Here is a 20,692-nt window from a genome sequence, read left to right as displayed (position 1 = left end):
CTTAGTTCCTGAACGGGAATTTGAAGGCGGCGAGCAGCGCTTTGGCTTCTTCGTCGGTCTTAGCAGTCGTGGTGATCGAGATGTTCATGCCACGCAGTGCATCGATCTTGTCGTAGTCGATCTCTGGGAAGATGATCTGTTCCTTGACACCGATGTTGTAGTTGCCGCGACCATCGAACGATTTACCATTGACACCGCGGAAGTCACGCACGCGCGGCAGAGCCACGGTGATGAAACGGTCCAGGAATTCGTACATGCGGGCGCCGCGCAGGGTCACCATCGTGCCGATCGGGTAGCCTTCGCGGATCTTGAAACCAGCGATTGCCTTGCGTGCCTTGGTGATCACTGGCTTCTGGCCGGCGATCTTCGTCAGGTCGCCAGTGGCGTGCTCGATGATCTTCTTGTCAGCGACTGCTTCCGACAGACCCATGTTCAGGGTGATCTTGGTCAGACGTGGCACTTCCATCACCGACTTGTAACCGAATTTCTCGGTCAGCTCGGCGACGACTTTTTCTTTGTAAATTGCTTGGAGACGGGCCATTTATTCTTACCCCTTCACTACTTCGCCGCTCGACTTGAAGACGCGGACTTTTTTGCCGTCCTGGTCTTTGAAGCCAACGCGATCTGCCTTGCCGGTCGCTGCGTTGAACAGCGCGACATTCGACACGTGAATCGGCATTGTCTTGTCGACGATACCACCAGTAACACCGGTCATCGGGTTAGGCTTGGTCGCTTTTTTAGCGACGTTGACGCCTTCGACGATGACGTGTTCAGCGTCTACACGCTGTTGAACGACACCGCGCTTGCCCTTGTCTTTCCCGGCCAGAACGATGACTTCGTCGTTTTTACGAATCTTATCCATGTCGTATCCTTACAGAACTTCAGGTGCCAGCGACACGATCTTCATGAACTTTTCAGTGCGCAGCTCGCGCGTCACTGGTCCGAAGATACGGGTACCGATTGGCTCCAGCTTGGCGTTCAGCAGGACAGCGGCATTGCCGTCGAACTTGACCAGGGAACCATCCGGGCGACGCACACCTTTTGCGGTGCGCACAACCACGGCATTGTAAATTTCACCTTTTTTGACGCGGCCACGTGGGGCTGCGACTTTAACGGTGACCTTGATGATGTCGCCAATGCTCGCGTAACGGCGCTTCGAGCCGCCCAACACCTTGATGCACAGAACTTCCTTTGCACCCGTGTTGTCGGCTACTTCGAGCCGGCTTTCGGTTTGAATCATAGTATTTTCTTTCCCAACTTAAGCCGAAGAAACCCCACAATTTGTGGGCCTGCGGTCAGTCTTGGTCCCGCCGTAACGCCCCTGCTGGAGCACCACGATTGGGTGATTGGACTTTCCAATAACGCTTTCGTTACAGGCCGCACTTGCCGAGGGGGACAAACTGCGGCAACACATGAACGAAGCCCGCTAGTATCTCAGATACCAGCGGGCCACGCAAGACAATTTTTAAAGCTTAGAGGACTGGTGCTACCAACAGCACCTGGGTGACCGTCCAGGCTTTCGTCTTCGAGATCGGGCGACCTTCTGCGATCTCGACGGTGTCGCCAATTTTCGCTTCGTTCGCTTCGTCGTGCGCGTGATACTTGTTCGAGCGCACGATGATCTTGCCGTACAGCGGATGCTTGACGTGACGTTCGATCAGTACGGTTACCGTCTTGTCCATTTTGTCGGACACGACTTTACCGACCAGCGTACGCTTCAGCGCCGTTTTAGTGGTGTCGTTCATTTGGCTTCCTTCGTGTTCATCACAGTCTTCACACGCGCGATATCGCGACGTACTTTCTTGAGCTGCGAGGTATTCCCGAGCTGCTGGGTGGCGACTTGCATGCGCAGACCGAATTGGGCCTTGAGCAGCTCGTTCAGCTCCTTCTGCAGCGCGTCCTGGTCCTTGCCGCGGAGTTCCGATGCTTTCATATACAACTCCTGTTATTGACCGACCTGGCGAACCACAAACGTGGTAGCCAGTGGCAGTTTGGCAGCGGCCAGGCGGAATGCTTCGCGCGCCAGGGTTTCATCAACGCCGTCCATCTCATACAGGACTTTGCCTGGCTGGATTTCAGCGACGTAGTATTCCGGGTTACCTTTACCGTTACCCATACGAACTTCAGCTGGCTTGTTCGAAATCGGCTTGTCCGGGAAGATACGGATCCAGATACGACCGCCACGCTTGATGTGACGGGTCATGGCACGACGTGCCGCTTCGATCTGACGTGCAGTGATACGGCCGCGGGCAACTGCCTTCAGACCGAATTCACCGAACGAGACCGCGGTGCCGCGGGTGTGCGAAATGCCGGTGTTACGGCCTTTCTGCTCTTTACGATACTTCCTGCGCGATGGTTGCAGCATGCTTATTCTCCTGCTTTCTCAGCTGGGGCAGCAGCAGGTGCAGCGGCAGCCGGGGTCGCCAGCTTGACAGCTGGACGAGCGCGGACAACTGGCGCTGCGGCTGGACGTGCGCCGCCTGCTGGGCGTGGGCCGCGCGATGGCTTGCCATCGTCACGACGTGGGCCGCGTGGCTTCTTGTCGTCCGGCGGGGTGTCGATGACTGGTGCTTCGCCGGTGACCGAACGGTCGCCCTTGTAGACCCAGACCTTGACGCCGATGATGCCGTACGTGGTCGATGCTTCGCTGGTGCCGTAGTCGATATCGGCGCGCAGGGTGTGAAGTGGCACGCGACCTTCGCGGTACCATTCGGTACGTGCGATTTCGATGCCGTTCAGACGACCCGACGACATGATCTTGATGCCGACAGCGCCCAGACGCATTGCATTTTGCATCGCGCGCTTCATTGCACGACGGAACATGATGCGCTTTTCGAGCTGTTGCGAGATCGAATCGGCGATCAGCTGCGAATCGATCTCAGGCTTGCGGATCTCTTCGATATTGACGTGCACTGGCACGCCCATGATCTTCGCCAGCGACGACTTCAGCACTTCGATGTCTTCGCCTTTTTTACCGATCACGACACCAGGACGCGACGAGTAAATGGTGAAACGCGCGTTCTTGGCAGGACGCTCGATGACGATGCGACCGACCGAAGCGTTCTTCAGCTTCTTTTTCAGGAAAGCGCGTGCTTCCAGGTCTTCCAGCAGCATGGCTGCGAAGTTGCCGTTACCAGCATACCAACGCGACGACCAGTTACGGGTGACCGCCAGGCGGAAGCCGGTTGGGTGGATTTTCTGACCCATTCTGTGACTCCTTAGTTACCGACAGTCACGTAAATGTGACAGGATTGTTTAGAAATACGATCGCCGCGGCCTTTTGCACGTGCCGTGAAACGCTTCAGGATCGGGCCCTTTTCGACATAGATCTGAACGATTTTCAGTTCGTCGATGTCCGCGCCATCATTGTGTTCCGCGTTGGCGATAGCCGACTCGAGAACCTTCTTGATGATCGTCGCGCCCTTTTTCGGGCTGAATTGCAGAATGTTGAGTGCTGCGTCAACTTTCTTGCCGCGGACCAGATCGGCCACCAGGCGGCCTTTTTGTTCCGACAGGCGCACGCCTTTGAGGATAGCTTTAGTTTCCATTATTTTTTCGCCTTCTTGTCAGCGGCGTGGCCCTTGAACGTACGGGTCAGCGCGAACTCGCCGAGCTTGTGGCCGACCATGTTCTCCGACACGTACACAGGAACGTGCAGCTTGCCGTTGTGAACAGCGATCGTCAGACCGATGAAGTCCGGGGAGATCGTCGAGCGGCGCGACCAGGTTTTGACTGGCTTTTTGTCTTTGTTCGCTTGCGCGGCTTCGACTTTTTTCACCAGGTGGGCGTCAATAAACGGCCCTTTTTTCAATGAACGAGTCATTTTTTATCCTTATTTCTTGCCGCGGCGCGAAACGATCATCGACGAAGTACGCTTGTTCGAACGCGTCTTCTTACCCTTGGTCTGCTGGCCCCATGGGGACACTGGGTGACGACCGGCTGCAGTTTTACCTTCACCACCACCGTGCGGGTGATCGACAGGGTTCATGACCACACCGCGAACGGTTGGACGAACACCACGCCAGCGCATCGCGCCAGCTTTACCGATCTTGCGCAGGCTGTGTTCGGCATTGCCGACTTCGCCAATGGTAGCGCGGCACTCGATGTGCACGCGACGGACTTCACCCGAGCGCAGGCGAACCTGAGCGTAGGTGCCTTCACGTGCCATCAGCACGACGCCGGCGCCGGCGGTACGGGCCATCTGGGCACCCTTACCTGGCAGCATTTCGACGCAGTTCATGATGGTACCGACTGGGATGTTGCGGATCGGCAGGCAGTTACCCGCTTTGATCGGCGCTTCCGAGCCATTCATGATGCTATCGCCGACAGCCATGTTCTTGGTGGCGATGACATACTGACGCTCACCGTCCGCGTAGCACAGCAGTGCAATGTGCGCGGTACGGTTCGGGTCGTATTCGATACGCTCGACCTTGGCAGGGATGCCGTCCTTCTGGCGCTTGAAGTCGACCAGACGGTAATGCTGCTTGTGACCGCCGCCCATGTGACGGGTGGTGATGTGACCGTTGTTGTTACGGCCGGCAGTTTTCGATTTCTTTTCAACCAGGGCTGCGAATGGACGACCTTTGTACAGGCCTTCAGTCACAACTTTCACCATGCCGCGACGGCCTGGGGAGGTTGGCTTCATCTTAACGAGTGCCATTATTTAGCCTCCTCGACAAAATTGATTTCCTGGCCTGGCTTCAGGCACACGAAAGCACGCTTGGTGTGGTTGCGACGACCGTTGAAACGGCCCGAACGCTTCTGCTTGCCTTCACGGTTCAGGGTCTGGACCGATTCGACCTCGACCTTGAACAGCAGTTCGACAGCAGCCTTGATTTCTGGCTTGGTCGCGTCAGGCATGACCTTGAACACGATCTGCTCGTTCTTTTCCGCGACGAAGGTAGCCTTCTCGGAAATGATCGGAGCCAGCAGCACCTTCATCAGGCGCTCTTCGCTAAATTTGATTGCGGCGCTCATGCGTACATCTCCTCGATCTTGGCCAGAGCAGCTTTCGTGACCAGGATTTTCTTGTAGAACACCAGCGACATCGGGTCAGCGTGCTTAGGCTCAACGACCAGAACGTGCGGCAGATTGCGCGATGCCAGCTCGAGGTTTTCATCGATGGTATCGGTGATCACCAGGACCGAGTCCAGACCCATGCCCAGCAGTTTCTGCGACAGCAGCTTGGTCTTTGGTGCTTCGATCGACAGGTTCTCGACGACACTCAGACGGCCTTCGCGGGCCAGTTGCGAGAAGATCGAGCAGATACCTGCACGGAACATCTTCTTGTTAACTTTGTGCGTGAAGTTTTCTTCTGGGCTGTTCGGGAAGATACGACCACCGCCGCGCCACAGTGGCGACGACGACATACCAGCACGAGCGCGGCCGGTACCTTTTTGGCGCCATGGCTTCTTGGTCGTGTGGTGGACTTCTTCACGATCTTTCTGCTTGCGGTTACCGCCACGTGCGTTAGCAGCGTAGGCGACGACGACTTGGTGAATCAGGGCTTCGTTGTATTCACGACCGAACACTTCATCGGCGGCTGCAACATTGGCGCCGTCTTGACCTTGCTCATTCAGGAGCTTCAGTTCCATGGCTTACGCTCCTTTCTTGAGTTTGGTTTTGACAGCAGGCTTGACGACCACTTGGCCGTTCTTCGCGCCAGGTACGGCACCTTTGATCAGCAGCAGCTGACGTTCGGTGTCGATGCGAGCAACTTCCAGGTTCTGGGTGGTGACAGTGACGTCGCCCATGTGACCGGTCATGCGCTTGCCTGGGAACACGCGGCCTGGATCCTGGGCCATACCGATCGAGCCAGGAACATTGTGCGAACGCGAGTTACCGTGGGTAGCACGGCCCGATGCGAAGTTGTGACGCTTGATGGTACCGGCGTAGCCCTTACCGATCGAGGTGCCTTGCACATCGATTTTCTGGCCCACTTCGAACAGCGAAGCATCGATGGTGTCACCGGCTTTGAGTTCGGCGGCTTTGGTGGAATCGATGCGGAATTCTTTCAGCATCGTACCGGCTTCGACGCCAGCTTTGGCGTAGTGACCGGCAGCGGCTTTCGTCACGCGCGAAGCACGACGTTGACCGTAGACGACCTGAACTGCGGTGTAGCCATCAGTTTCAGGGGTTTTGATTTGTGCGACACGGTTGTTCGACACATCCAGCACGGTGACAGGGATTGAATCACCCTCGTCCGTGAAGATACGCATCATGCCAACCTTGCGACCGAGAAGGCCCAAGCTCATTTTTTCTCCATTCCCACCTACGATTGGGCGGGGGTAGTTGAACTACTAAATAATACGGGCAATAAAAGACGCACCCGTACCGAAGCCGGCTAGTATAGCGCGCAAACGGCAACGGCGCAACAGGAAAAATCGGCATCGAGACCGGTCCTGTTGCGCTTTTCGCAGTATCTGGAGAATGAAGAATCCGTTCGAGCTGAACGGCACAGACAGGCACAGCGTTGTGCGCCTCGTCTCTACAGGCATCAACCATTACTGGGAGCCTGCGACTTGAATTTCTGGTGGGCGGTGCAGGATTCGAACCTGCGACCCCTTGGATGTCGACCAAGTATTCTAACCAACTGAACTAACCGCCCGGGGAGCCGAATTATACGAGGCATGCTGGAACTTTTGCAATAGCTTTTTTCGGCGATTCAACTTTCCAGCAGAATTTTGATTCCACGCCAGGTCAGCAATGCTGGCAAATCGCCGGTTGTGCCTGGGGCAACAAAATGTTATTGTACAAATGTATTTCGAGGGCGGGCTTCGTCGTGTGCACCTGGCGCACGTGATTTCCGGCATCCATGCCGGCGCTGCCCGCCCTCCTCCGCCTGGCGGCCCCGGCCCTGTCGAACGCGCAATTCTTCGTACAACAAAGCGCGCTTCGCGCCATCCGCCTTTCCCACGGCCCGCGCGCCTCCCCGGCGAGTTCGCGGGCCCCGACCTGCGCCGTCAGTCCACACCTGGTCTGCTGGCGGACGCATTGCTGCAAGGATGTACAACATGACTGTCATTGATACCCAACGCTGGCCCCGCCTGCTCGACCCTTCACGCCTCGTCCTCGCTACCGATCTCGACGGCACGCTGCTGGCCGGCACCCATGAAGCACGGCGCCGCATCCGTGAACTGTTCTCCGGCGCCCTGCCTGGCGCCAGACTGGTCTTCGTCACCGGCCGCGGCCTGGAAACCGTCATTCCGCTGCTGAGCGATCCGACCGTCCCCCGCCCCCATTACATCATCGCCGACGTCGGCGCGACCATCGTCGATGCCGACCTGCGTCCGGTCGAGCCGATCGCGCACGAGATTGCCGCCACCTGGCCCGGCACCCACGAGGTGCTGCGCGCGCTCAGGGGCTTTCCGCAACTGGTGCGCCAGCTCGTGCCGCAGGAGCGGCGCTGCTCGTTCTATGCGACCGAGTCCGCGCTCACGCCGGAGCTGCGCGCCGCAGTCGACGCCCTCGGCTGCGACCTGCTGTTCTCGGCCGGGCAATACCTGGACGTGCTGCCGCGCGGCGTCGGCAAGGGCGCCGCAGTGCGCCGCCTGGCCGAAGTGGCCGGGTTCGATCCGGCCCATATCCTGGTGGCGGGCGACACGCTCAATGACCTGTCGATGTTCGAGGCGGGCTTTCGCGGCGTGGTCGTGGGCGCGGCCGAACCAGCGCTGGTCGAAGCCGTGCGCAAGTCGCCGCGCGTGGTGGTGGCCGATGCCGCCGGCTGCGGCGGCATCCTCGAAGCGCTGGGCCGCCATGGCCTGCGCTTCGATGGCGACGACAGCCCTGCCGCTGCCCCGGCCTGCGGCGATGCCGAGCTGGTGATGGTGTATCACCGCCTGCCCTACGACGAAGTGGTCGAGGATGGCGTCACGTACGCGCGCCGCCCGAAAAGCCCGAACGGCATCATGCCCACGCTATTGAGCTTTTTCGCTGGCAGGCGCAAGGGCTCATGGGTCGCGTGGTCGCAGCAGGACAGCCGTGCCCCGGCTGGCTTCGTCCCGCACGTCGCGGTCGATCCGGCGCACTATCCGCATCTGAAGGCAGCCCGCATCGCGCTCACGCCTGACGACATCGACCAGTTCTACAAGAAATTCTCGAAAGAGGCGTTCTGGCCAATCATCTTTTCGTTCCCGGACAAGGCCGTGTTCCGCCAGGACCACTGGGAACGCTACCTCGAGATCAACCGCCTGTTCGCCGAGCAGACCGCGCGCGAAGCGGCGTACGGCGCCACCGCCTGGATCCACGACTACAACCTGTGGATGGTACCGGCCTTCCTGCGCCCGCTGCGCCCCGACCTGAAGATCGCGTTCTTCCACCATACGGCGTTCCCGTCGAGCGACGTCTTCAACATCCTGCCATGGCGGCGCGACATCATCGGCAGCCTGCTCCAGTGCGACTATGTGGGCTTTCACATCCCGCGCTACGTCGAGAACTTCGTCGACGCTGCCCGTTCGTGCGCGCCGGTGCAGGTCGTCGACGGCGTGGGCTGCGCGCCGCGCTTCCTGACTTTTGGCTGCGCGCTGGGGGTCGATCACATGACCACCGCGCTCGAAGTGGGCGGACGCCGGGTCGCGCTGGGCGCGCATCCGGTCGGCACCAACACGGACCTGATCGACGCGCTGATCGAGACCGACGTTGTGCAGCAGCAGATCGCCGACATCGATGCCTACCTGGGCGACACGATGGGCATCGTGTCGATCGAGCGCCTCGACTACGTGAAAGGCTCGCTGGAAAAGCTGCAGGCCTACGAACGCATGCTGGAACAGCACCCGGAATTGCTGGGCAAGGTCACGCTGCTCAACATCATCACGCCGGCCGCCAGCGGCATGGACATCTACGACAGCCTGCGTGAAGACCTGGACCGCATCGTCGGGCGCATCAACGGGCGCTTCTCCACAATGAACTGGGTGCCGGTGCGCTACTTCTACCGCAGCCTGCCGTTCGAAGAGGTCGTGGCCCACTACGCTGCCTGCGACATCGCCTGGATCACGCCGCTGCGCGATGGCCTGAACCTGGTGGCCAAGGAATACGTCGCCACCCGCCATGCGACGGGCCGGCCCGGCACGCTGGTGCTGTCCGAGTTCGCCGGCGCCGCCGTCGAGCTGCACGGCGCGCTGCTCGTCAACCCGTACGACGCCAACGCGATGAGCGCCACGCTGTACGACGCGCTGACGATGGGCGCCGACGAAGTGGCGTACCGCGCCGGGCGCATGGCGGCAATCGTGCGCGGTCACGACGTGACGCGTTGGGGCGACGACTTCCTGGCCGCGCTGGCGGCTTTGCCGGCGCCGGGCACCGAGCAACCGATCGAAGAACGCGCCGCGGCCTGACATGAACTACATCATCCTTGCCAATCCCGTCGCCGACTGGCTGATCGCGCTGGCGGCCATGGTGGCCGTGACCATCGGCCTGGACGCATTCAAGTCGATCGTCGCGCGGCGCCTGGGTGCGGGGGGCGCGCGGACCGAAGCGGGCACACACACGCTCCTGCACGACATCGCCGCCGCCACGCTGCGCTCGACGAAGCTGGTGGTGCTGGGCTTCGTCGGCCTGTATGTCGGCGCCAGCCTGCTGACCCTGCCCGCGAAAGCGGACCTGTTCATCGGCCGCTTCGCGATCACGGCGCTGCTGATCCAGGTCGCGCTGTGGGGCGATACGGGCCTGCGCACCTGGCTGCGCGTCACGCGCGCGCAGCGCAGCGAAGACCCGGACCGCGTCACCTCGTCGGCCGCGATCACCTTCCTGGTGCGCGTCGCGCTGTGGGCGATCGTCGCGCTGATGGTGCTCGACAACCTGGGCGTGAACATCACCACGCTCGTGGCCAGCCTGGGTATCGGCGGTATCGCCATCGCGCTGGCGGTGCAGAGCATCCTGGGTGACCTGTTCGCGTCGCTCTCGATCGTGCTCGACAAACCGTTCGTCGTGGGCGACTTCATCATCGTCGACAAGATGCTCGGCACGGTCGAGAAGATCGGCCTGAAGACCACCCGCGTACGCAGCCTGGGCGGCGAACAGATCGTGTTTTCGAACAATGACCTGCTCAAGAGCCGCATCCAGAACCTGCGCCGGATGGCGTCGCGCCGCGTCGTGTTCGGGTTCGGCGTGTCGCACCGCACGCCGGAACCGCTCCTGCGCGCGCTGCCGGCATTGCTGGAAGAGATCGTCCGCGCGCAGCCACAGGTACGCTTCGACCGCGCCCACCTGAGCGGCCTGGCCGCGCCGAGCTTCAACTATGAAGTCGTGTACTACGTCGACAACACCGACTACACGATCTACATGGATATCCAGCAGGAGATCTATCTGCGGATCGTGGCGCTGCTGCAGGCGCAGGATGTGGCGCTGGCCTTGCCGATGCAGACCGTGCACCTGACGCGTGAAGCGCGGCCGCACGACAGCGCGCAGGCCGGCAACGACGCCGACCCGTCGCTCGGGAAGGCTGCCTGACGCGGGTTGCACGCGTTACACTTGGCGCATGCACACGCCACTTCTCGCCCGCGTCCGGCGCCACGCCGCCCACCACGCCGACCGCGACGGCATCGCGCCCACGCCGATCGCCGGCCTGGTCGCGATCCGCGCGAACGAGCGCAGCGCTTTGACCACCCAGATCGCCCGCCCGCTGGCCTGCCTGGTCCTGCAAGGCAGCAAAGAGGTCACCACGGGTGGGCAAATGCTCACGTTCCATGCCGGCGATTCTCTGTTGATCATGGCCGACGTGCCCACCGTCAGCCAGATCACGCAGGCCAGCAGCGCGGTGCCCTACTGTTCACTGGTGCTCGACCTGAATCCGGCCGTGATTGCCGATCTGGCCACCGACATGGCGACGATCGAAGACACCACCGGCGCGCCGGTGCGCAGCGCGCCGACCGATGCGCACCTGACGGACACGGCCCTGCGCCTGATGGGGTTGATCGAGCGGCCTGCTGCACTGCCCGTGCTGCAGGCCGCGCTGGTGCGCGAATTCCATTACTGGCTGCTGGCCGGCCGCCACGGCGCGGCAGTGCGGCGTCTTGGCCTGCCCGACAGTCACGTGCGGCGTGTGGCGCGCGCCGTCGCGCTGCTGCGCACCGACTATGCACGCCGGCTCCCGGTAGAGCAGCTGGCGGGCCTGGCCGGCATGAGCCCTTCTTCGTTCCACCAGCACTTTCGCGCGGTGACCTCGCTCACGCCGCTGCAGTTCCAGAAGCAGCTGCGCCTGATCGAGGCGCGCCGACTGATGCTGGCCGAAGGCGTCAACGCCAGCACGGCCGCCCATGCGGTCGGCTACGAGAGCGTGCAGCAATTCACGCGCGAGTACGGGCGCATGTTCGGCCTGCCGCCGGTGCGCGACGTGAGCGCCGCGCACGAGCGCCTGCACGCCGCCTGAGCTCAAGCCTCCTCAAATCGCCTGCCCGCCCGAGACTTCGATGCGCTGGCCGTTGATCCAGCGATTGTCCTGCCCCAGCAGGCTGGCGATCATCGGCCCGATATCGTCCGGCACCCCGACCCGGCCCAGCGCCGTCATGCCGGCAAATACCCCGTTCAGGTCCGGCGTGTCGCGCACCGCGCCGCCCAGGAAATCCGTCTCGATCGCACCGGGCGCCACGGTATTGACCGCGATGCCGCGCCCGCCCAGTTCCTTGGCGAGATACAGGCTCAGGATCTCGACCGCGCCCTTGACGGCCGCATACGCACCAAAGCCCGGGAGCGCAAAACGGGTGAGGCCGGTCGACAGGTTCACGATGCGCCCACCGTCGGCCAGCAGCGGCAGCAGCGCCTGGGTCAGGAAGAACACGCCCTTGAAGTGGACATCGACCAGGTGGTCGAACTGCGCCTCGGTGGTGTCGGCAATGGGTGCCATGGCGCCGTGACCGGCATTGTTGACGAGGTGGTCGAACTGTTCGCGGCCCCAGGTGTCGGCCAGCGCCGCACGCAGGCTGGCGGCAAACGCGGGGAAGCTGGCGACGTCGCCCACGTCGAGCTGCAGCGCCAGCGCCTGGCGGCCCAATGCGCGCACCTCGTCGACCACGGCCAAGGCCTCGGCCTGGCGGCTCTGGTAGGTGATGATCACGTCGCCGCCACGGCGGGCGATGTGCAGTGCGGTGTTGCGTCCGAGGCCGCGACTGGCGCCGGTAACGAGAGCGATGGTGGTCATGATGGAGATTCCTTGTGTGTTGGAGAGAGCAGCCAGTATGTGAGCCGGCCCACCCGCGCCGTTGCCGGAAGCTGGCCGGTGTTTGCCTGATCCTCCAAATCGTGCGTCGACCCCAAGGCACCTTACAATCGGCCCTACCGTCCCAGCCCCCGGCCGCCATGCACATCGCACCGTTTCACATCGCCGTTCCCGACGCCGACCTGGCCGACCTGCACGCGCGCCTGGCGCGTACCCGCCTTGCGCCGGCCATTGCTGACCAGGGGTCGAGCGAAGGCATCGATCCAGCCTTCCTGGCGCAGTTGCTGGCGCACTGGCGCGACGGTTTCGACTGGCGCACGGTCGAAGCACGTCTGAATCGCCTGCCGCAGTATCGTGCACGCGTGCAGGACCACACCATCCACTTTGTCCACCAGCGCGGCGCCGGCCCCGATCCGATGCCGCTGGTGCTCACGCATGGCTGGCCCGGCTCGTTTCTCGAGATGGAGGCGATCATCCCGCTGCTGGCCGACCCGGGCGCGCACGGTGCCGATCCGCTTGACAGCTTCCACGTGGTGGCGCCGTCGCTGCCCGGCTTCGGCTATTCGTCGCAACCCACGCACACGGGCACCGGTCCGTTCGAGACCGCGGGCCTGTGGGCCGAACTGATGACGGGCCTGGGCTACCCGCGCTTCGGCGCGCAGGGCGGCGACATCGGCGCCGGCGTGAGCGCGTGGCTGGGCCAGCGCTTCCCGGAGCAGGTCATCGGCATGCACCTGAACTACATCCCCGGCTCGTTCCGGCCACCGCTGACCGCTGGCGAACAGCTGACGGGCGACGAACAGGATTTCCTGCGCCGCGCTGCCGACTTTCTGGAGCGCGAAGGCGCTTACGCGCGACTGCAGGGCACCAAGCCGCACACGCTGGCAGTGGGCCTGCACGATTCGCCGGCCGGCCTGGCCGCGTGGATTGCCGAAAAATTCCAGGCCTGGAGCGACGGCCCAGTCGCCCTAGACGTGTTGTTGGCCAATATCAGCCTGTACTGGTTCACGGGATCGATCGGCTCATCCTTTCGCATGTACGTCGAAGGCCGCGCGCGGCCCATGGCACTGACGACGCGCGTTGCGCCGCCACTGGGCGTGGCCCTGTTCCCGTTCGAGCTGCCGATGCCGCCACGCAGCTGGGTCGCGCGCAGCTTCGACGTGCGGCAGTGGAACACGATGCCGGCGGGCGGGCATTTCGCGGCGCTCGAACAGCCTGCGATGCTGGCCGAAGAGATCCGCGCCTTCTTTCGCCCGCTACGCACGCGGGCATGACTTTTGCGGGGCCCAAGTACGTACATCCTCCTATGAAAAACGGTTGAAATCCGTGCGCCGTGGCCCCATGTACAATTGATCGGTTACCGCCTATATTGGCGACACCATCCCCGAGGTTCGCCAGTCCACCGGCGGCCAGTCAACCCTCAATGGAACAAGGAGTTCGTATGGCAATCAGTCTGCAAAAAGGCGGCAACGTCAACCTGAGCAAGGAAGCACCGGGCCTCACCAAGGTCATCATCGGCCTGGGCTGGGATCCCCGCTCGACCGACGGTTCCGCTTTCGATCTGGATGGCAGCGCCTTCCTGCTCAAGACCGACGCCAAAGTGCGCGGCGATACCGACTTCATCTTCTACAACAACCTCAAATCGACCGACGGTTCCGTGGTCCACGCCGGCGACAACACCACCGGCCAGGGCGAGGGTGACGATGAAAAGATCGCGGTTGAGCTGAACCGCGTGCCGGCCGACATCGACAAGATCTCGTTCTGCGTCACCATCCACGATGCCGAGGCGCGCCGCCAGAGCTTCGGCCAGGTCAGCAAGGCGTACATCCGCTGCCTGAACGCCGCCGGCGAGACCGAAATCGCGCGCTACGACCTGTCCGAAGACAGCTCGACCGAAACCGCGATGATCTTCGGTGAACTGTACCGCCACGGCAGCGAATGGAAATTCCGCGCCGTCGGCCAGGGCTTCAAGGGCGGCCTGGGTCCTCTGGCCCGCTCGTTCGGCGTCAACGTCTGAGTCGTTCGCCTCGCCGTTCGCCATGTAATCCCCCGGGCCCGCGCCATGTGCGGGCCCTGTCTGCAACATCTTCAGGAAAAAGCGCATGCGCGTTTGGTACAACAGGACTTTTTCGTCCGTCAATGCTGCGATCAAGCTGATTCGCGAGGCCGACACCGACGGCCGCTTCACCATCGTTCACAGCAACGCCAACCGCCATGCACCCGCTGCGCGTCTGGCCCACGAATTCCATATCGAGCCGGTCGGCCTGAAAAGCGAGGCATATATCGACTGGTGCCTGGCCTTCTGCCGCGAGCAAAAGATCGACATCTTCGTGCCCGGCCGTGAAGCCACGTTGCTGGCGTCCGAACTGGGGCGCTTTGCCGACATTGGCACGCGCGTGCTGTCGGCCGCGCCGCCGGCCGAGCTCAAACGAATCCACGACAAGGCCGACTTCTACGCCGAGACCGTGCTGCCCGACGCGCCGGTGGCCGAATTCCGTGTCTTTGAAAACATCGCGCAGTTCGACGCCGCCTGGGCCGAACTGCGCCCGCGCCACGCCAAATTGTGTGTCAAGCCGTCGCATTCGATCTATGGCCTGGGCTTTGCCATCGTCGATGAAGCGCGCAACAGCGCTGCGCTGCTGCTGGCCGGCGCCGAATACCACGTCGGCTATGACGACCTGCGCCGCGGCCTGGCCGAGATGGGCGAGTTTCGCACCATGCTCCTGATGGAATTCCTCGAAGGCCCCGAATACAGCGTCGACTGCGTCGGCGACAACGGCCGCCTGGTGACCGCCGTCGTGCGCCGCAAACTGCCGCAGGCAGGCAGCGGCCAGCTGATCGACATGCGCCAGGACATTCTGGACGCCACCACGCGCCTGTGCGCCGACTACCGCCTGAACGGCGTATTCAACGCCCAGTTCCGCGAAGGCGGCGGCCGTCCACGCCTGCTGGAAATCAACCCGCGCATGTCGGGCGGGATCGCCATGGCCTGCCTGGCCGGCCCCAACCTGCCCTACATCGCACTGCGCTGCTTTGCCGACGGCTTCGACAGCGTCACCGTGCCACCGGTGGCCAATGGCATGCGCGTGGCCGAAGTCAGCGTCGCCACGGAACTGGCATGACCATGGCTGCGCCCTCCTCCAATCTGCAGCGCATCGAACTGCCTACCGGCACGCTCGAACTGCGCATCGACAGCGGCGCCGCCGAAGTCGACGAGCTGCTCGGCTTTGCCGCGCGCGCCAATGCCAAGCGCGGTTTTCTCTTTCTGAGCAAGGTGCTGGGCAAGCACTGGCCGGCGTCCCCCCGCGCGATGCTGGCCGTGCACGAGCGCCTGGCGGCCACGGTGCCGCCGGTCGATGGCCCGGTGCTGTTCATCGCGATGGCCGAAACCGCGATTGGCCTGGGCCAGGGCGTGTTCGAAGCCTGGCTGCGCGCGCATCCGGCGCAGCCGGCGCTGTTCCTGTACACCACGCGCTACCGCGTGGGCACCGGACCGCTGATCGAATTCGCCGAGGCGCACAGCCACGCGCCGCGCCAGTTCCTGCACGAGCCGACCGATCCGGCGCTGCACGCGCTGTTCATGGCGGCGCGCACGGTCGTGATGGTCGACGATGAAGCCAGCACCGGCAATACCTTCGTCAATCTGGCCGCCGCCTGCCAGCGCCTGAACCCCAGTATCGAGCGCGTGCATCTGGCCACGATCACCAATTTCATGGGCCCGGCCGCCCCCGGCGAACTCGATGCGCGCTTTGGCCTGCCGGCCACCATCGGCGCGCTGGTCGACGGCCAGTTCACGTTTGCACAAGGCCCGCTGCCACCGGACCAGGGCGCGGCCCAGCGCTTCGAACACGACGCCGATCGCGGCGCCAGCAGCGCATTCGGCCGCCTGGGGATCAACCACGCCGTGCCAGCGCCGACCGCCCTGGCCACGCGCCTGGCCGGTGAATTCGCGCCCGGCAGCCGCGTGCTGGTGCTGGGCACCGGTGAATTCATGCACGCATCCACGCTGCTCGGCGCGGCCCTGCAAGAACGTGGCGTCGACGTGGTGGTGCAGTCGACGACCCGCTCGCCGATCCTGACCTGGGGCGCGGTGGGCCACGCCTTGACCTTCCCCGACAACTACGGCGAAGGCATCGCCAACTATCTGTACAACGTCGCACCCGGCCAGTACGACCATGTCCTGCTGTGCTTTGAAACCGCCCCCGGCCCCGCGCTGTTCGCGCTGGCCGATACCCTGCGCGCGCGCCTGTTCCACTTCCAGTCCGAGGACCACGTTGAAGAAGTTCCTGTTCGCTGACCTGGACGACACACTGTTCCAGACCTTTGGCAAGTGCGGCACGCACCGGGATGCCCCCGATGCGCTGCAGCCTGCCGCGTACTACAAGGATGGCAGCATCTGTTCGTACACCACCCCGGCCCAGCGCTCGTTTCTCGCGCTGCTGCAGGACGGGATGACGATGATCCCGACCACCGCGCGCGACCTCGATGGCCTGCGCCGCGTGCACCTGCCATTCAGCAGCTACGCCGTCATCAACTACGGCGGCGTCGTGCTCGAGCCGGGCGGCGCGGTTGACCGGCCCTATCTGGAAGGCGTGCGCACGGCGATGCACACCGCCCTGCCCGGCCTGCTGGAGCTGGCGGCCCACATCGACGCGCATGGCGCGCGCACCGGTTACGCCGGCCGCGCGCGCATGATCGAAGATATCGGCACGCCGTTCTTTCTGGTCGTGAAAGACCCGGACAAGCTGAGCGAGCGCCTCGCGCCGCTCGAAGAACACGTGGTGCGGCCGTGGATCGCGGACGGTAACCGCGACTATGTCGTGCACCGCAACGGCAACAACCTGGCGATCCTGCCCAAGGCGCTGGACAAGGCCCACGCAGTCGCGCACATCACGGCGCGCCTGAAGGCCGAACACGGCGAGATCGTCACCTTCGGCATGGGCGACAGCCGCTCGGATGCGCGCTTCATGGCCGCCTGCGACTACGCGATCATCCCGCGCGGCACGCAGCTGGCCGGCGTTACCGTGGGGGCGCTGTGACCGGGCATGCGCCGTTCCCGGGCAGTTATCGCGCCGGCGATGTCGACTTCTTGCTGCGCCGCCTGCCGCAGCAGGACTTCACCGATGTCGCCGCAAAGGAAGCGCTGATCCAGAGCGGCCAGCGTCACTACAGCCAGATGCTGTCGCCGGAATCCGCGCCGTCCGAGCGTTATATGCGCCTGTTCGACGCCGCCTGCGCCGCCAACAACGCGCGCATGGCGCAGGACTGCCTGCGTCTGGCGGGCCTGATCGCGGCGCGCCGCGCGCAGCAGGTCACGATCGTTTCGCTGGCACGTGCCGGCACGCCGGTGGGCGTGGTCGTGGCGCGCCTGCTGCGCGAACGATTCGGGCGCGACGCCGTGCATTACTGCGTGTCGATCGTGCGCGACCGCGGCATTGACGCCGCCGCCCTGCGCCACATCCTGGCCCAGGGGCACGCGCCTGAATCGATCGTGTTCGTCGACGGCTGGACCGGCAAGGGCGTCATCGCGCGCGAACTGGCCGGCTCGGTCGACGCGTTCAATGCGCGCCACGGCGTGGCCATCGACCCGGGCCTGTACGTGCTGTCGGACCTGGCCGGCGCGGCCGCCTGCGCCGCCTCGTGCGACGATTACCTGATCCCGTCGAGCATCCTGAATGCGACGGTATCGGGCCTGGTGAGCCGCACCGTCATGCCCGACGATCTGGGCACGGAGGATTTCCATGGCTGTGTGTTCTATGCGGACTTTGCCGGGATCGACCGCTCGCAGGCGTTCGCCGATAATTTGACCGCGCTGGCGCTGGCGGCGGATGTCGCCGAGGCGCCGCCAGTCGATACACATACGGCGCGCGAACGCTCGCAAGCTTATCTTGGGGCGGCGATGCTGCGCTATGGCGTGGCGGACGTCAACCTCATCAAGCCGGGCATCGGCGAAGCCACGCGCGTGCTGCTGCGGCGCGTGCCGCGCCTGTTGGTGCTGCGCGCTGCAGATGCGCCGGATGTGGCGCACCTGGCCGCGCTGGCCGAAGAAAAACAGGTCCCGGTCGAGATCGACGCGGGCCTGCCCTACCACGCAGTATCCCTGATCAGGAGTGCATCCGATGGCTAAATCACTGGGCGCGTCGTTGTACGTGCCGGCCAATCACAAGGACCTGGCGGAGATCGCCAACGGCGATCTGATCCCGCAGGCGCGGTCGCTGATCTTCTGCACGGAGGACGCCATTGCCGACCGGGAGCTGAGCTATTCACTGTTCAACCTGTCGGTGGTGCTGGCCAATATGCGCGTGGACGTGGCGGCCGACCGCTTCGTCCGGGTGCGCAACACCGAAGTGCTCGAGCGCGTACTGGCCATGCCGGGAGCCGACAAGCTCACCGGCTTCGTGCTGCCCAAGATCACGCGCCACAATTTCGACAGCTACTACCGGCTGCTGCGCCACACCGAGCACGTGCTGATGCCGACGCTGGAAACCGCTGAAGCGTTCAACGACCAGGAGATGCAGGGACTGCGCGCGGTGCTGGAAGCGCCCGGCGTGCGCCATCGCATCCTGGCGCTGCGCATTGGCGGCAACGATCTGCTGGCGCTGCTGGGCCTGCGCCGGCCGCGCGGCATGACGCTGTACCGCACGCCGCTGGGCCCTGTCATCTCGCGGCTGGTCACCACGTTCCGGCCCTACGGCTTCATGCTGACCGCGCCGGTATTCGAATACCTGGATCTGCCCGAGCTGCTGGACCAGGAAGTCATCGAAGACCTGGCGCACGGCATGATCGGCAAGACCGCCATCCATCCGACCCAGATCGCACCGATCGAACAGCACTTCAAGGTGTCGCCGCAAGACCTGGCGGTGGCGCGCGCGATTCTCGACCAGTCGGCACCGGCCGTGTTTCGCATGAACGACGCGATGTGCGAAGTCGCCACCCATCGCGCCTGGGCCGAACGCACGGTCGAGCAATCGCGCCTGTTCGGTTTCCACGGCGCCGAACTGGATCACAAACCATTCCTGGAAGGGGAACCCTCATGAACCAATTTTCGCGCGGACAAAAGGGCAAGCTGGCCGATCTCGGCAGCGGCCACGTCTTCAATGTCGACGTCGAGATCGCCGCCAACGGCGCGTCGGTCGATGTCTCGTGCTTCGGCCTGGACGCCAACGACAAGCTGTCCGACGACCGCTACATGGTCTTCTACAACCAGCTGGCCAGCCCGGAAGGCGCGGTGCGCCTGAACCAGTCGCCGGGCCGCGCCAGCTTCGCCGTCAACCTCGACCAGCTGCCCGCATCCATTGCCAAGCTGGTGTTCGTCGCCGCGATCGACGGCGTGGCCAGCATGCGCACGCTGGGCGCCAGCTCGCTCACGCTGGGCAGCGCGCTGCGCTTCCCGTGGTCGGGCGCCGACTTCGGCGACGAGAAAGCCGTGATCGTGGCGGAGCTGTATCGCCGCGACGGCCAGTGGCGCTTCGGCGCGGTTGGCCAGGGTTTTGCCGGCGGCCTGTCGACGCTGCTCGCGCACTTTGGCGGTGCCGAGGCTGGATCGTCAGCGAAGCCGGCAACGCCAGCGCCGACACCCACGCCGGCACCTGCCCCCGTTGCGACGCCAGCTGCGCCCCGAGTCTCGCTATCAAAAATCACGCTCGACAAGCGCGGCGACAAGGTCTCGCTCGACAAGCGCGCCGGCGGCGGCTATGGCCGCATCCACGTCAACCTGAACTGGAACCAGGCCGCAATCGCACCACCACCGGCGCCCTCCACGCCACCACCGGCCGCAGCAGCCAGGGGCGGCGGCTTCCTCGACCGTCTGACCAGCATGGCGGGCGACCTCGCGCACAAGGCGGGCGAGATGGCCAACAAGGCGCAGGCGTCGCGCAAGGGCCGCACCGGCATCGACCTGGATCTGGGCTGCATGTATGAGCTGAGCGACGGCCGCCGCGGCCTGGTCCAGGCTCTGGGCAACACGTTCGGTGACTACGAGCGCGATCCGTTCATCAAGCTCGACGCCGACGACCGCACCGGCGCCGCCGCGAATGGCGAAAACCTGTTCATCAACGGCGAGCGCTTCGACCAGATCAAGCGGGCCGTGATCTTCTCGTTCATCTACGAAGGCGCCGCCAACTGGAGCGTGACCAATGGCGTGGTGACAATCACCGCACCAGGCCAGGCACCGGTCGAAGTAAAACTCGACGGAGGCGACCGCCAGATCATGTGCGCAATCGCGCTGATCGAAAACCGCGGCGGCCAGCTCGTCATCACCAAACTGGCCGAATACTTCCAGCAACAAGGCACCACCAGCGCCCACGAACTGATGGACCGCCATTTCGGCTTCGGCATGCGCTGGAAAACCGGCAGCAAATAACAAAAAGCCGGGGTCAGGTCTGACATTCGGACACGGCCTCAGCTTTAGTTAATTTTAAAGCTGGGGTCAGATACCGTCTTGAATTGCAAGCCGATTCGATAAGAAATTTGCGTCGAATGGCTTGCCTGTTCGAATGACGCCGTAGATCAGATGGGCCAATTTGTGCGTAACGGCGCCGA

Annotated in this window: 25 protein-coding genes and 1 tRNA gene; 11 read left to right on the top strand and 15 right to left on the bottom strand. The window is 63.6% G+C overall.

The features are described from left to right. Position 1: 1 nt before the first annotated feature. From rplE to AC56LN_RS18785, 14 genes are all read right to left on the bottom strand, one after another. A complete protein-coding gene (gene rplE, locus AC56LN_RS18850) occupies positions 2-541 on the bottom strand; it encodes a 50S ribosomal protein L5 (protein ID WP_123069942.1) in 540 nt (179 codons plus the stop codon). Positions 542-547: 6 nt separating this feature from the next. Next, a complete protein-coding gene (rplX, locus tag AC56LN_RS18845; RefSeq protein WP_171085179.1) occupies positions 548-862 on the bottom strand; it encodes a 50S ribosomal protein L24 in 315 nt (104 codons plus the stop codon). 9 nt (positions 863-871) lie between these two features. Continuing rightward, positions 872-1,240 carry a 50S ribosomal protein L14 gene (gene rplN / locus AC56LN_RS18840; protein ID WP_183554239.1) on the bottom strand — a complete coding sequence of 123 codons (369 nt, stop codon included), beginning with the start codon at positions 1,238-1,240 and terminating at the stop codon, positions 872-874. A gap of 232 nt (positions 1,241-1,472) precedes the next feature. Further along, positions 1,473-1,745, bottom strand: coding sequence for a 30S ribosomal protein S17 (gene rpsQ / locus AC56LN_RS18835; RefSeq protein ID WP_183554240.1), 273 nt, complete (start codon positions 1,743-1,745; stop codon positions 1,473-1,475). Beyond that, positions 1,742-1,933, bottom strand: a complete 192-nt coding sequence (gene rpmC, locus AC56LN_RS18830) for a 50S ribosomal protein L29 (protein WP_183554257.1) — start codon at positions 1,931-1,933, stop codon at positions 1,742-1,744. The genes rpsQ and rpmC overlap by 4 nt, the downstream gene beginning before the upstream one ends. A gap of 12 nt (positions 1,934-1,945) precedes the next feature. Continuing rightward, positions 1,946-2,365, bottom strand: a complete 420-nt coding sequence (gene rplP / locus AC56LN_RS18825; RefSeq protein ID WP_145653055.1) for a 50S ribosomal protein L16 — start codon at positions 2,363-2,365, stop codon at positions 1,946-1,948. A gap of 2 nt (positions 2,366-2,367) precedes the next feature. After that, positions 2,368-3,207, bottom strand: a complete 840-nt coding sequence (gene rpsC / locus AC56LN_RS18820) for a 30S ribosomal protein S3 (RefSeq protein WP_332530667.1) — start codon at positions 3,205-3,207, stop codon at positions 2,368-2,370. Positions 3,208-3,218: 11 nt separating this feature from the next. Continuing rightward, positions 3,219-3,551: a 50S ribosomal protein L22 gene (gene rplV / locus AC56LN_RS18815; protein WP_482900162.1), complete on the bottom strand. Its 333-nt coding sequence runs from the start codon at positions 3,549-3,551 to the stop codon at positions 3,219-3,221. Beyond that, on the bottom strand, positions 3,548-3,823 hold the full coding sequence (rpsS, locus tag AC56LN_RS18810) for a 30S ribosomal protein S19 (protein WP_119811777.1): 276 nt from the start codon (positions 3,821-3,823) through the stop codon (positions 3,548-3,550). The genes rplV and rpsS overlap by 4 nt, the downstream gene beginning before the upstream one ends. Positions 3,824-3,832: 9 nt before the next feature. Next, positions 3,833-4,660, bottom strand: a complete 828-nt coding sequence (gene rplB / locus AC56LN_RS18805; RefSeq protein ID WP_183554262.1) for a 50S ribosomal protein L2 — start codon at positions 4,658-4,660, stop codon at positions 3,833-3,835. Next, positions 4,660-4,977: a 50S ribosomal protein L23 gene (gene rplW, locus AC56LN_RS18800; protein WP_183554264.1), complete on the bottom strand. Its 318-nt coding sequence runs from the start codon at positions 4,975-4,977 to the stop codon at positions 4,660-4,662. The genes rplB and rplW overlap by 1 nt, the downstream gene beginning before the upstream one ends. After that, the gene (gene rplD, locus AC56LN_RS18795) at positions 4,974-5,594 is read right to left on the bottom strand and encodes a 50S ribosomal protein L4 (protein ID WP_183554266.1); all 621 of its coding nucleotides are present in this window, start codon (positions 5,592-5,594) and stop codon (positions 4,974-4,976) included. Before rplD ends, rplW begins: the two co-directional genes overlap by 4 nt. A 3-nt stretch (positions 5,595-5,597) precedes the next feature. Beyond that, positions 5,598-6,254 carry a 50S ribosomal protein L3 gene (gene rplC / locus AC56LN_RS18790; RefSeq protein WP_183554268.1) on the bottom strand — a complete coding sequence of 219 codons (657 nt, stop codon included), beginning with the start codon at positions 6,252-6,254 and terminating at the stop codon, positions 5,598-5,600. 276 nt (positions 6,255-6,530) lie between these two features. Further along, positions 6,531-6,607 (bottom strand) — tRNA-Val (locus AC56LN_RS18785). A 406-nt stretch (positions 6,608-7,013) separates the two neighbouring features. Here AC56LN_RS18785 and ggpS point away from each other — a divergent pair. The 3 genes from ggpS to AC56LN_RS18770 are packed head-to-tail and all read left to right on the top strand — an operon-like array spanning position 7,014 to position 11,365. Further along, positions 7,014-9,332 carry a glucosylglycerol-phosphate synthase gene (gene ggpS / locus AC56LN_RS18780; RefSeq protein WP_499574019.1) on the top strand — a complete coding sequence of 773 codons (2,319 nt, stop codon included), beginning with the start codon at positions 7,014-7,016 and terminating at the stop codon, positions 9,330-9,332. Between the two features lies 1 nt (position 9,333). Beyond that, positions 9,334-10,446: a mechanosensitive ion channel family protein gene (locus AC56LN_RS18775; RefSeq protein ID WP_499574017.1), complete on the top strand. Its 1,113-nt coding sequence runs from the start codon at positions 9,334-9,336 to the stop codon at positions 10,444-10,446. Positions 10,447-10,474: 28 nt separating this feature from the next. Beyond that, a complete protein-coding gene (locus tag AC56LN_RS18770) occupies positions 10,475-11,365 on the top strand; it encodes an AraC family transcriptional regulator (RefSeq protein ID WP_499574015.1) in 891 nt (296 codons plus the stop codon). A gap of 12 nt (positions 11,366-11,377) precedes the next feature. Here AC56LN_RS18770 and AC56LN_RS18765 read toward each other — a convergent pair whose 3' ends face one another. Beyond that, the gene (locus tag AC56LN_RS18765) at positions 11,378-12,133 is read right to left on the bottom strand and encodes an SDR family oxidoreductase (protein ID WP_499574013.1); all 756 of its coding nucleotides are present in this window, start codon (positions 12,131-12,133) and stop codon (positions 11,378-11,380) included. 158 nt (positions 12,134-12,291) lie between these two features. Between AC56LN_RS18765 and AC56LN_RS18760 the strand changes: the two genes are divergently transcribed. The 8 genes from AC56LN_RS18760 to AC56LN_RS18725 all read left to right on the top strand — a co-directional run bounded on the left by AC56LN_RS18760 (position 12,292) and on the right by AC56LN_RS18725 (position 20,513). Next, a complete protein-coding gene (locus tag AC56LN_RS18760) occupies positions 12,292-13,425 on the top strand; it encodes an epoxide hydrolase family protein (RefSeq protein WP_499574011.1) in 1,134 nt (377 codons plus the stop codon). A gap of 167 nt (positions 13,426-13,592) precedes the next feature. Next, positions 13,593-14,168 carry a TerD family protein gene (locus tag AC56LN_RS18755; protein ID WP_183554281.1) on the top strand — a complete coding sequence of 192 codons (576 nt, stop codon included), beginning with the start codon at positions 13,593-13,595 and terminating at the stop codon, positions 14,166-14,168. Positions 14,169-14,253: 85 nt separating this feature from the next. Then, positions 14,254-15,273 carry an ATP-grasp domain-containing protein gene (locus AC56LN_RS18750; RefSeq protein ID WP_499574006.1) on the top strand — a complete coding sequence of 340 codons (1,020 nt, stop codon included), beginning with the start codon at positions 14,254-14,256 and terminating at the stop codon, positions 15,271-15,273. After that, complete coding sequence (locus AC56LN_RS18745) at positions 15,270-16,448, top strand: phosphoribosyltransferase domain-containing protein (protein WP_499574004.1); 1,179 nt, start codon at positions 15,270-15,272, stop codon at positions 16,446-16,448. Before AC56LN_RS18750 ends, AC56LN_RS18745 begins: the two co-directional genes overlap by 4 nt. After that, complete coding sequence (locus AC56LN_RS18740) at positions 16,426-17,190, top strand: HAD family hydrolase (protein WP_499574001.1); 765 nt, start codon at positions 16,426-16,428, stop codon at positions 17,188-17,190. The genes AC56LN_RS18745 and AC56LN_RS18740 overlap by 23 nt, the downstream gene beginning before the upstream one ends. Next, positions 17,187-18,278, top strand: coding sequence for a cysteine protease StiP family protein (locus AC56LN_RS18735; RefSeq protein WP_499573997.1), 1,092 nt, complete (start codon positions 17,187-17,189; stop codon positions 18,276-18,278). Before AC56LN_RS18740 ends, AC56LN_RS18735 begins: the two co-directional genes overlap by 4 nt. Continuing rightward, positions 18,271-19,188 (top strand): HpcH/HpaI aldolase/citrate lyase family protein, encoded by a 918-nt coding sequence (locus AC56LN_RS18730; RefSeq protein WP_499573994.1) that lies wholly within the window; start codon positions 18,271-18,273, stop codon positions 19,186-19,188. Before AC56LN_RS18735 ends, AC56LN_RS18730 begins: the two co-directional genes overlap by 8 nt. Next, positions 19,185-20,513: a TerD family protein gene (locus tag AC56LN_RS18725; RefSeq protein ID WP_499573990.1), complete on the top strand. Its 1,329-nt coding sequence runs from the start codon at positions 19,185-19,187 to the stop codon at positions 20,511-20,513. The genes AC56LN_RS18730 and AC56LN_RS18725 overlap by 4 nt, the downstream gene beginning before the upstream one ends. Positions 20,514-20,692 lie beyond the last annotated feature (179 nt).

The sequence above is a fragment of the Telluria sp. ZT3P26 genome (genome assembly GCF_059686035.1).
The sequence above is the reverse complement of the archived record's forward strand: the minus strand, read 5'-3'. Positions and strand labels throughout refer to the sequence as shown.

Excerpts from the sequence above, each read along its gene's own strand:
- AC56LN_RS18725 (WP_499573990.1), top strand. The coding sequence starts at position 19,185 with ATGAACCAATTTTCGCGCGGACAAAAGGGCAAGCTGGCCGATCTCGGC.
- AC56LN_RS18750 (WP_499574006.1), top strand. The coding sequence starts at position 14,254 with ATGCGCGTTTGGTACAACAGGACTTTTTCGTCCGTCAATGCTGCGATC.
- AC56LN_RS18765 (WP_499574013.1), bottom strand. The coding sequence starts at position 12,133 with ATGACCACCATCGCTCTCGTTACCGGCGCCAGTCGCGGCCTCGGACGC.
- rpsQ (WP_183554240.1), bottom strand. The coding sequence starts at position 1,745 with ATGAACGACACCACTAAAACGGCGCTGAAGCGTACGCTGGTCGGTAAA.
- AC56LN_RS18770 (WP_499574015.1), top strand. The coding sequence starts at position 10,475 with ATGCACACGCCACTTCTCGCCCGCGTCCGGCGCCACGCCGCCCACCAC.
- rpmC (WP_183554257.1), bottom strand. The coding sequence starts at position 1,933 with ATGAAAGCATCGGAACTCCGCGGCAAGGACCAGGACGCGCTGCAGAAG.
- rplW (WP_183554264.1), bottom strand. The coding sequence starts at position 4,977 with ATGAGCGCCGCAATCAAATTTAGCGAAGAGCGCCTGATGAAGGTGCTG.
- rplE (WP_123069942.1), bottom strand. The coding sequence starts at position 541 with ATGGCCCGTCTCCAAGCAATTTACAAAGAAAAAGTCGTCGCCGAGCTG.
- AC56LN_RS18755 (WP_183554281.1), top strand. The coding sequence starts at position 13,593 with ATGGCAATCAGTCTGCAAAAAGGCGGCAACGTCAACCTGAGCAAGGAA.
- rplC (WP_183554268.1), bottom strand. The coding sequence starts at position 6,254 with ATGAGCTTGGGCCTTCTCGGTCGCAAGGTTGGCATGATGCGTATCTTC.
- rpsS (WP_119811777.1), bottom strand. The coding sequence starts at position 3,823 with ATGACTCGTTCATTGAAAAAAGGGCCGTTTATTGACGCCCACCTGGTG.
- rplN (WP_183554239.1), bottom strand. The coding sequence starts at position 1,240 with ATGATTCAAACCGAAAGCCGGCTCGAAGTAGCCGACAACACGGGTGCA.
- rplB (WP_183554262.1), bottom strand. The coding sequence starts at position 4,660 with ATGGCACTCGTTAAGATGAAGCCAACCTCCCCAGGCCGTCGCGGCATG.
- rplX (WP_171085179.1), bottom strand. The coding sequence starts at position 862 with ATGGATAAGATTCGTAAAAACGACGAAGTCATCGTTCTGGCCGGGAAA.
- rplP (WP_145653055.1), bottom strand. The coding sequence starts at position 2,365 with ATGCTGCAACCATCGCGCAGGAAGTATCGTAAAGAGCAGAAAGGCCGT.
- AC56LN_RS18760 (WP_499574011.1), top strand. The coding sequence starts at position 12,292 with ATGCACATCGCACCGTTTCACATCGCCGTTCCCGACGCCGACCTGGCC.
- rplD (WP_183554266.1), bottom strand. The coding sequence starts at position 5,594 with ATGGAACTGAAGCTCCTGAATGAGCAAGGTCAAGACGGCGCCAATGTT.
- AC56LN_RS18745 (WP_499574004.1), top strand. The coding sequence starts at position 15,270 with ATGACCATGGCTGCGCCCTCCTCCAATCTGCAGCGCATCGAACTGCCT.
- AC56LN_RS18730 (WP_499573994.1), top strand. The coding sequence starts at position 18,271 with ATGGCTAAATCACTGGGCGCGTCGTTGTACGTGCCGGCCAATCACAAG.
- ggpS (WP_499574019.1), top strand. The coding sequence starts at position 7,014 with ATGACTGTCATTGATACCCAACGCTGGCCCCGCCTGCTCGACCCTTCA.
- rpsC (WP_332530667.1), bottom strand. The coding sequence starts at position 3,207 with ATGGGTCAGAAAATCCACCCAACCGGCTTCCGCCTGGCGGTCACCCGT.
- AC56LN_RS18775 (WP_499574017.1), top strand. The coding sequence starts at position 9,334 with ATGAACTACATCATCCTTGCCAATCCCGTCGCCGACTGGCTGATCGCG.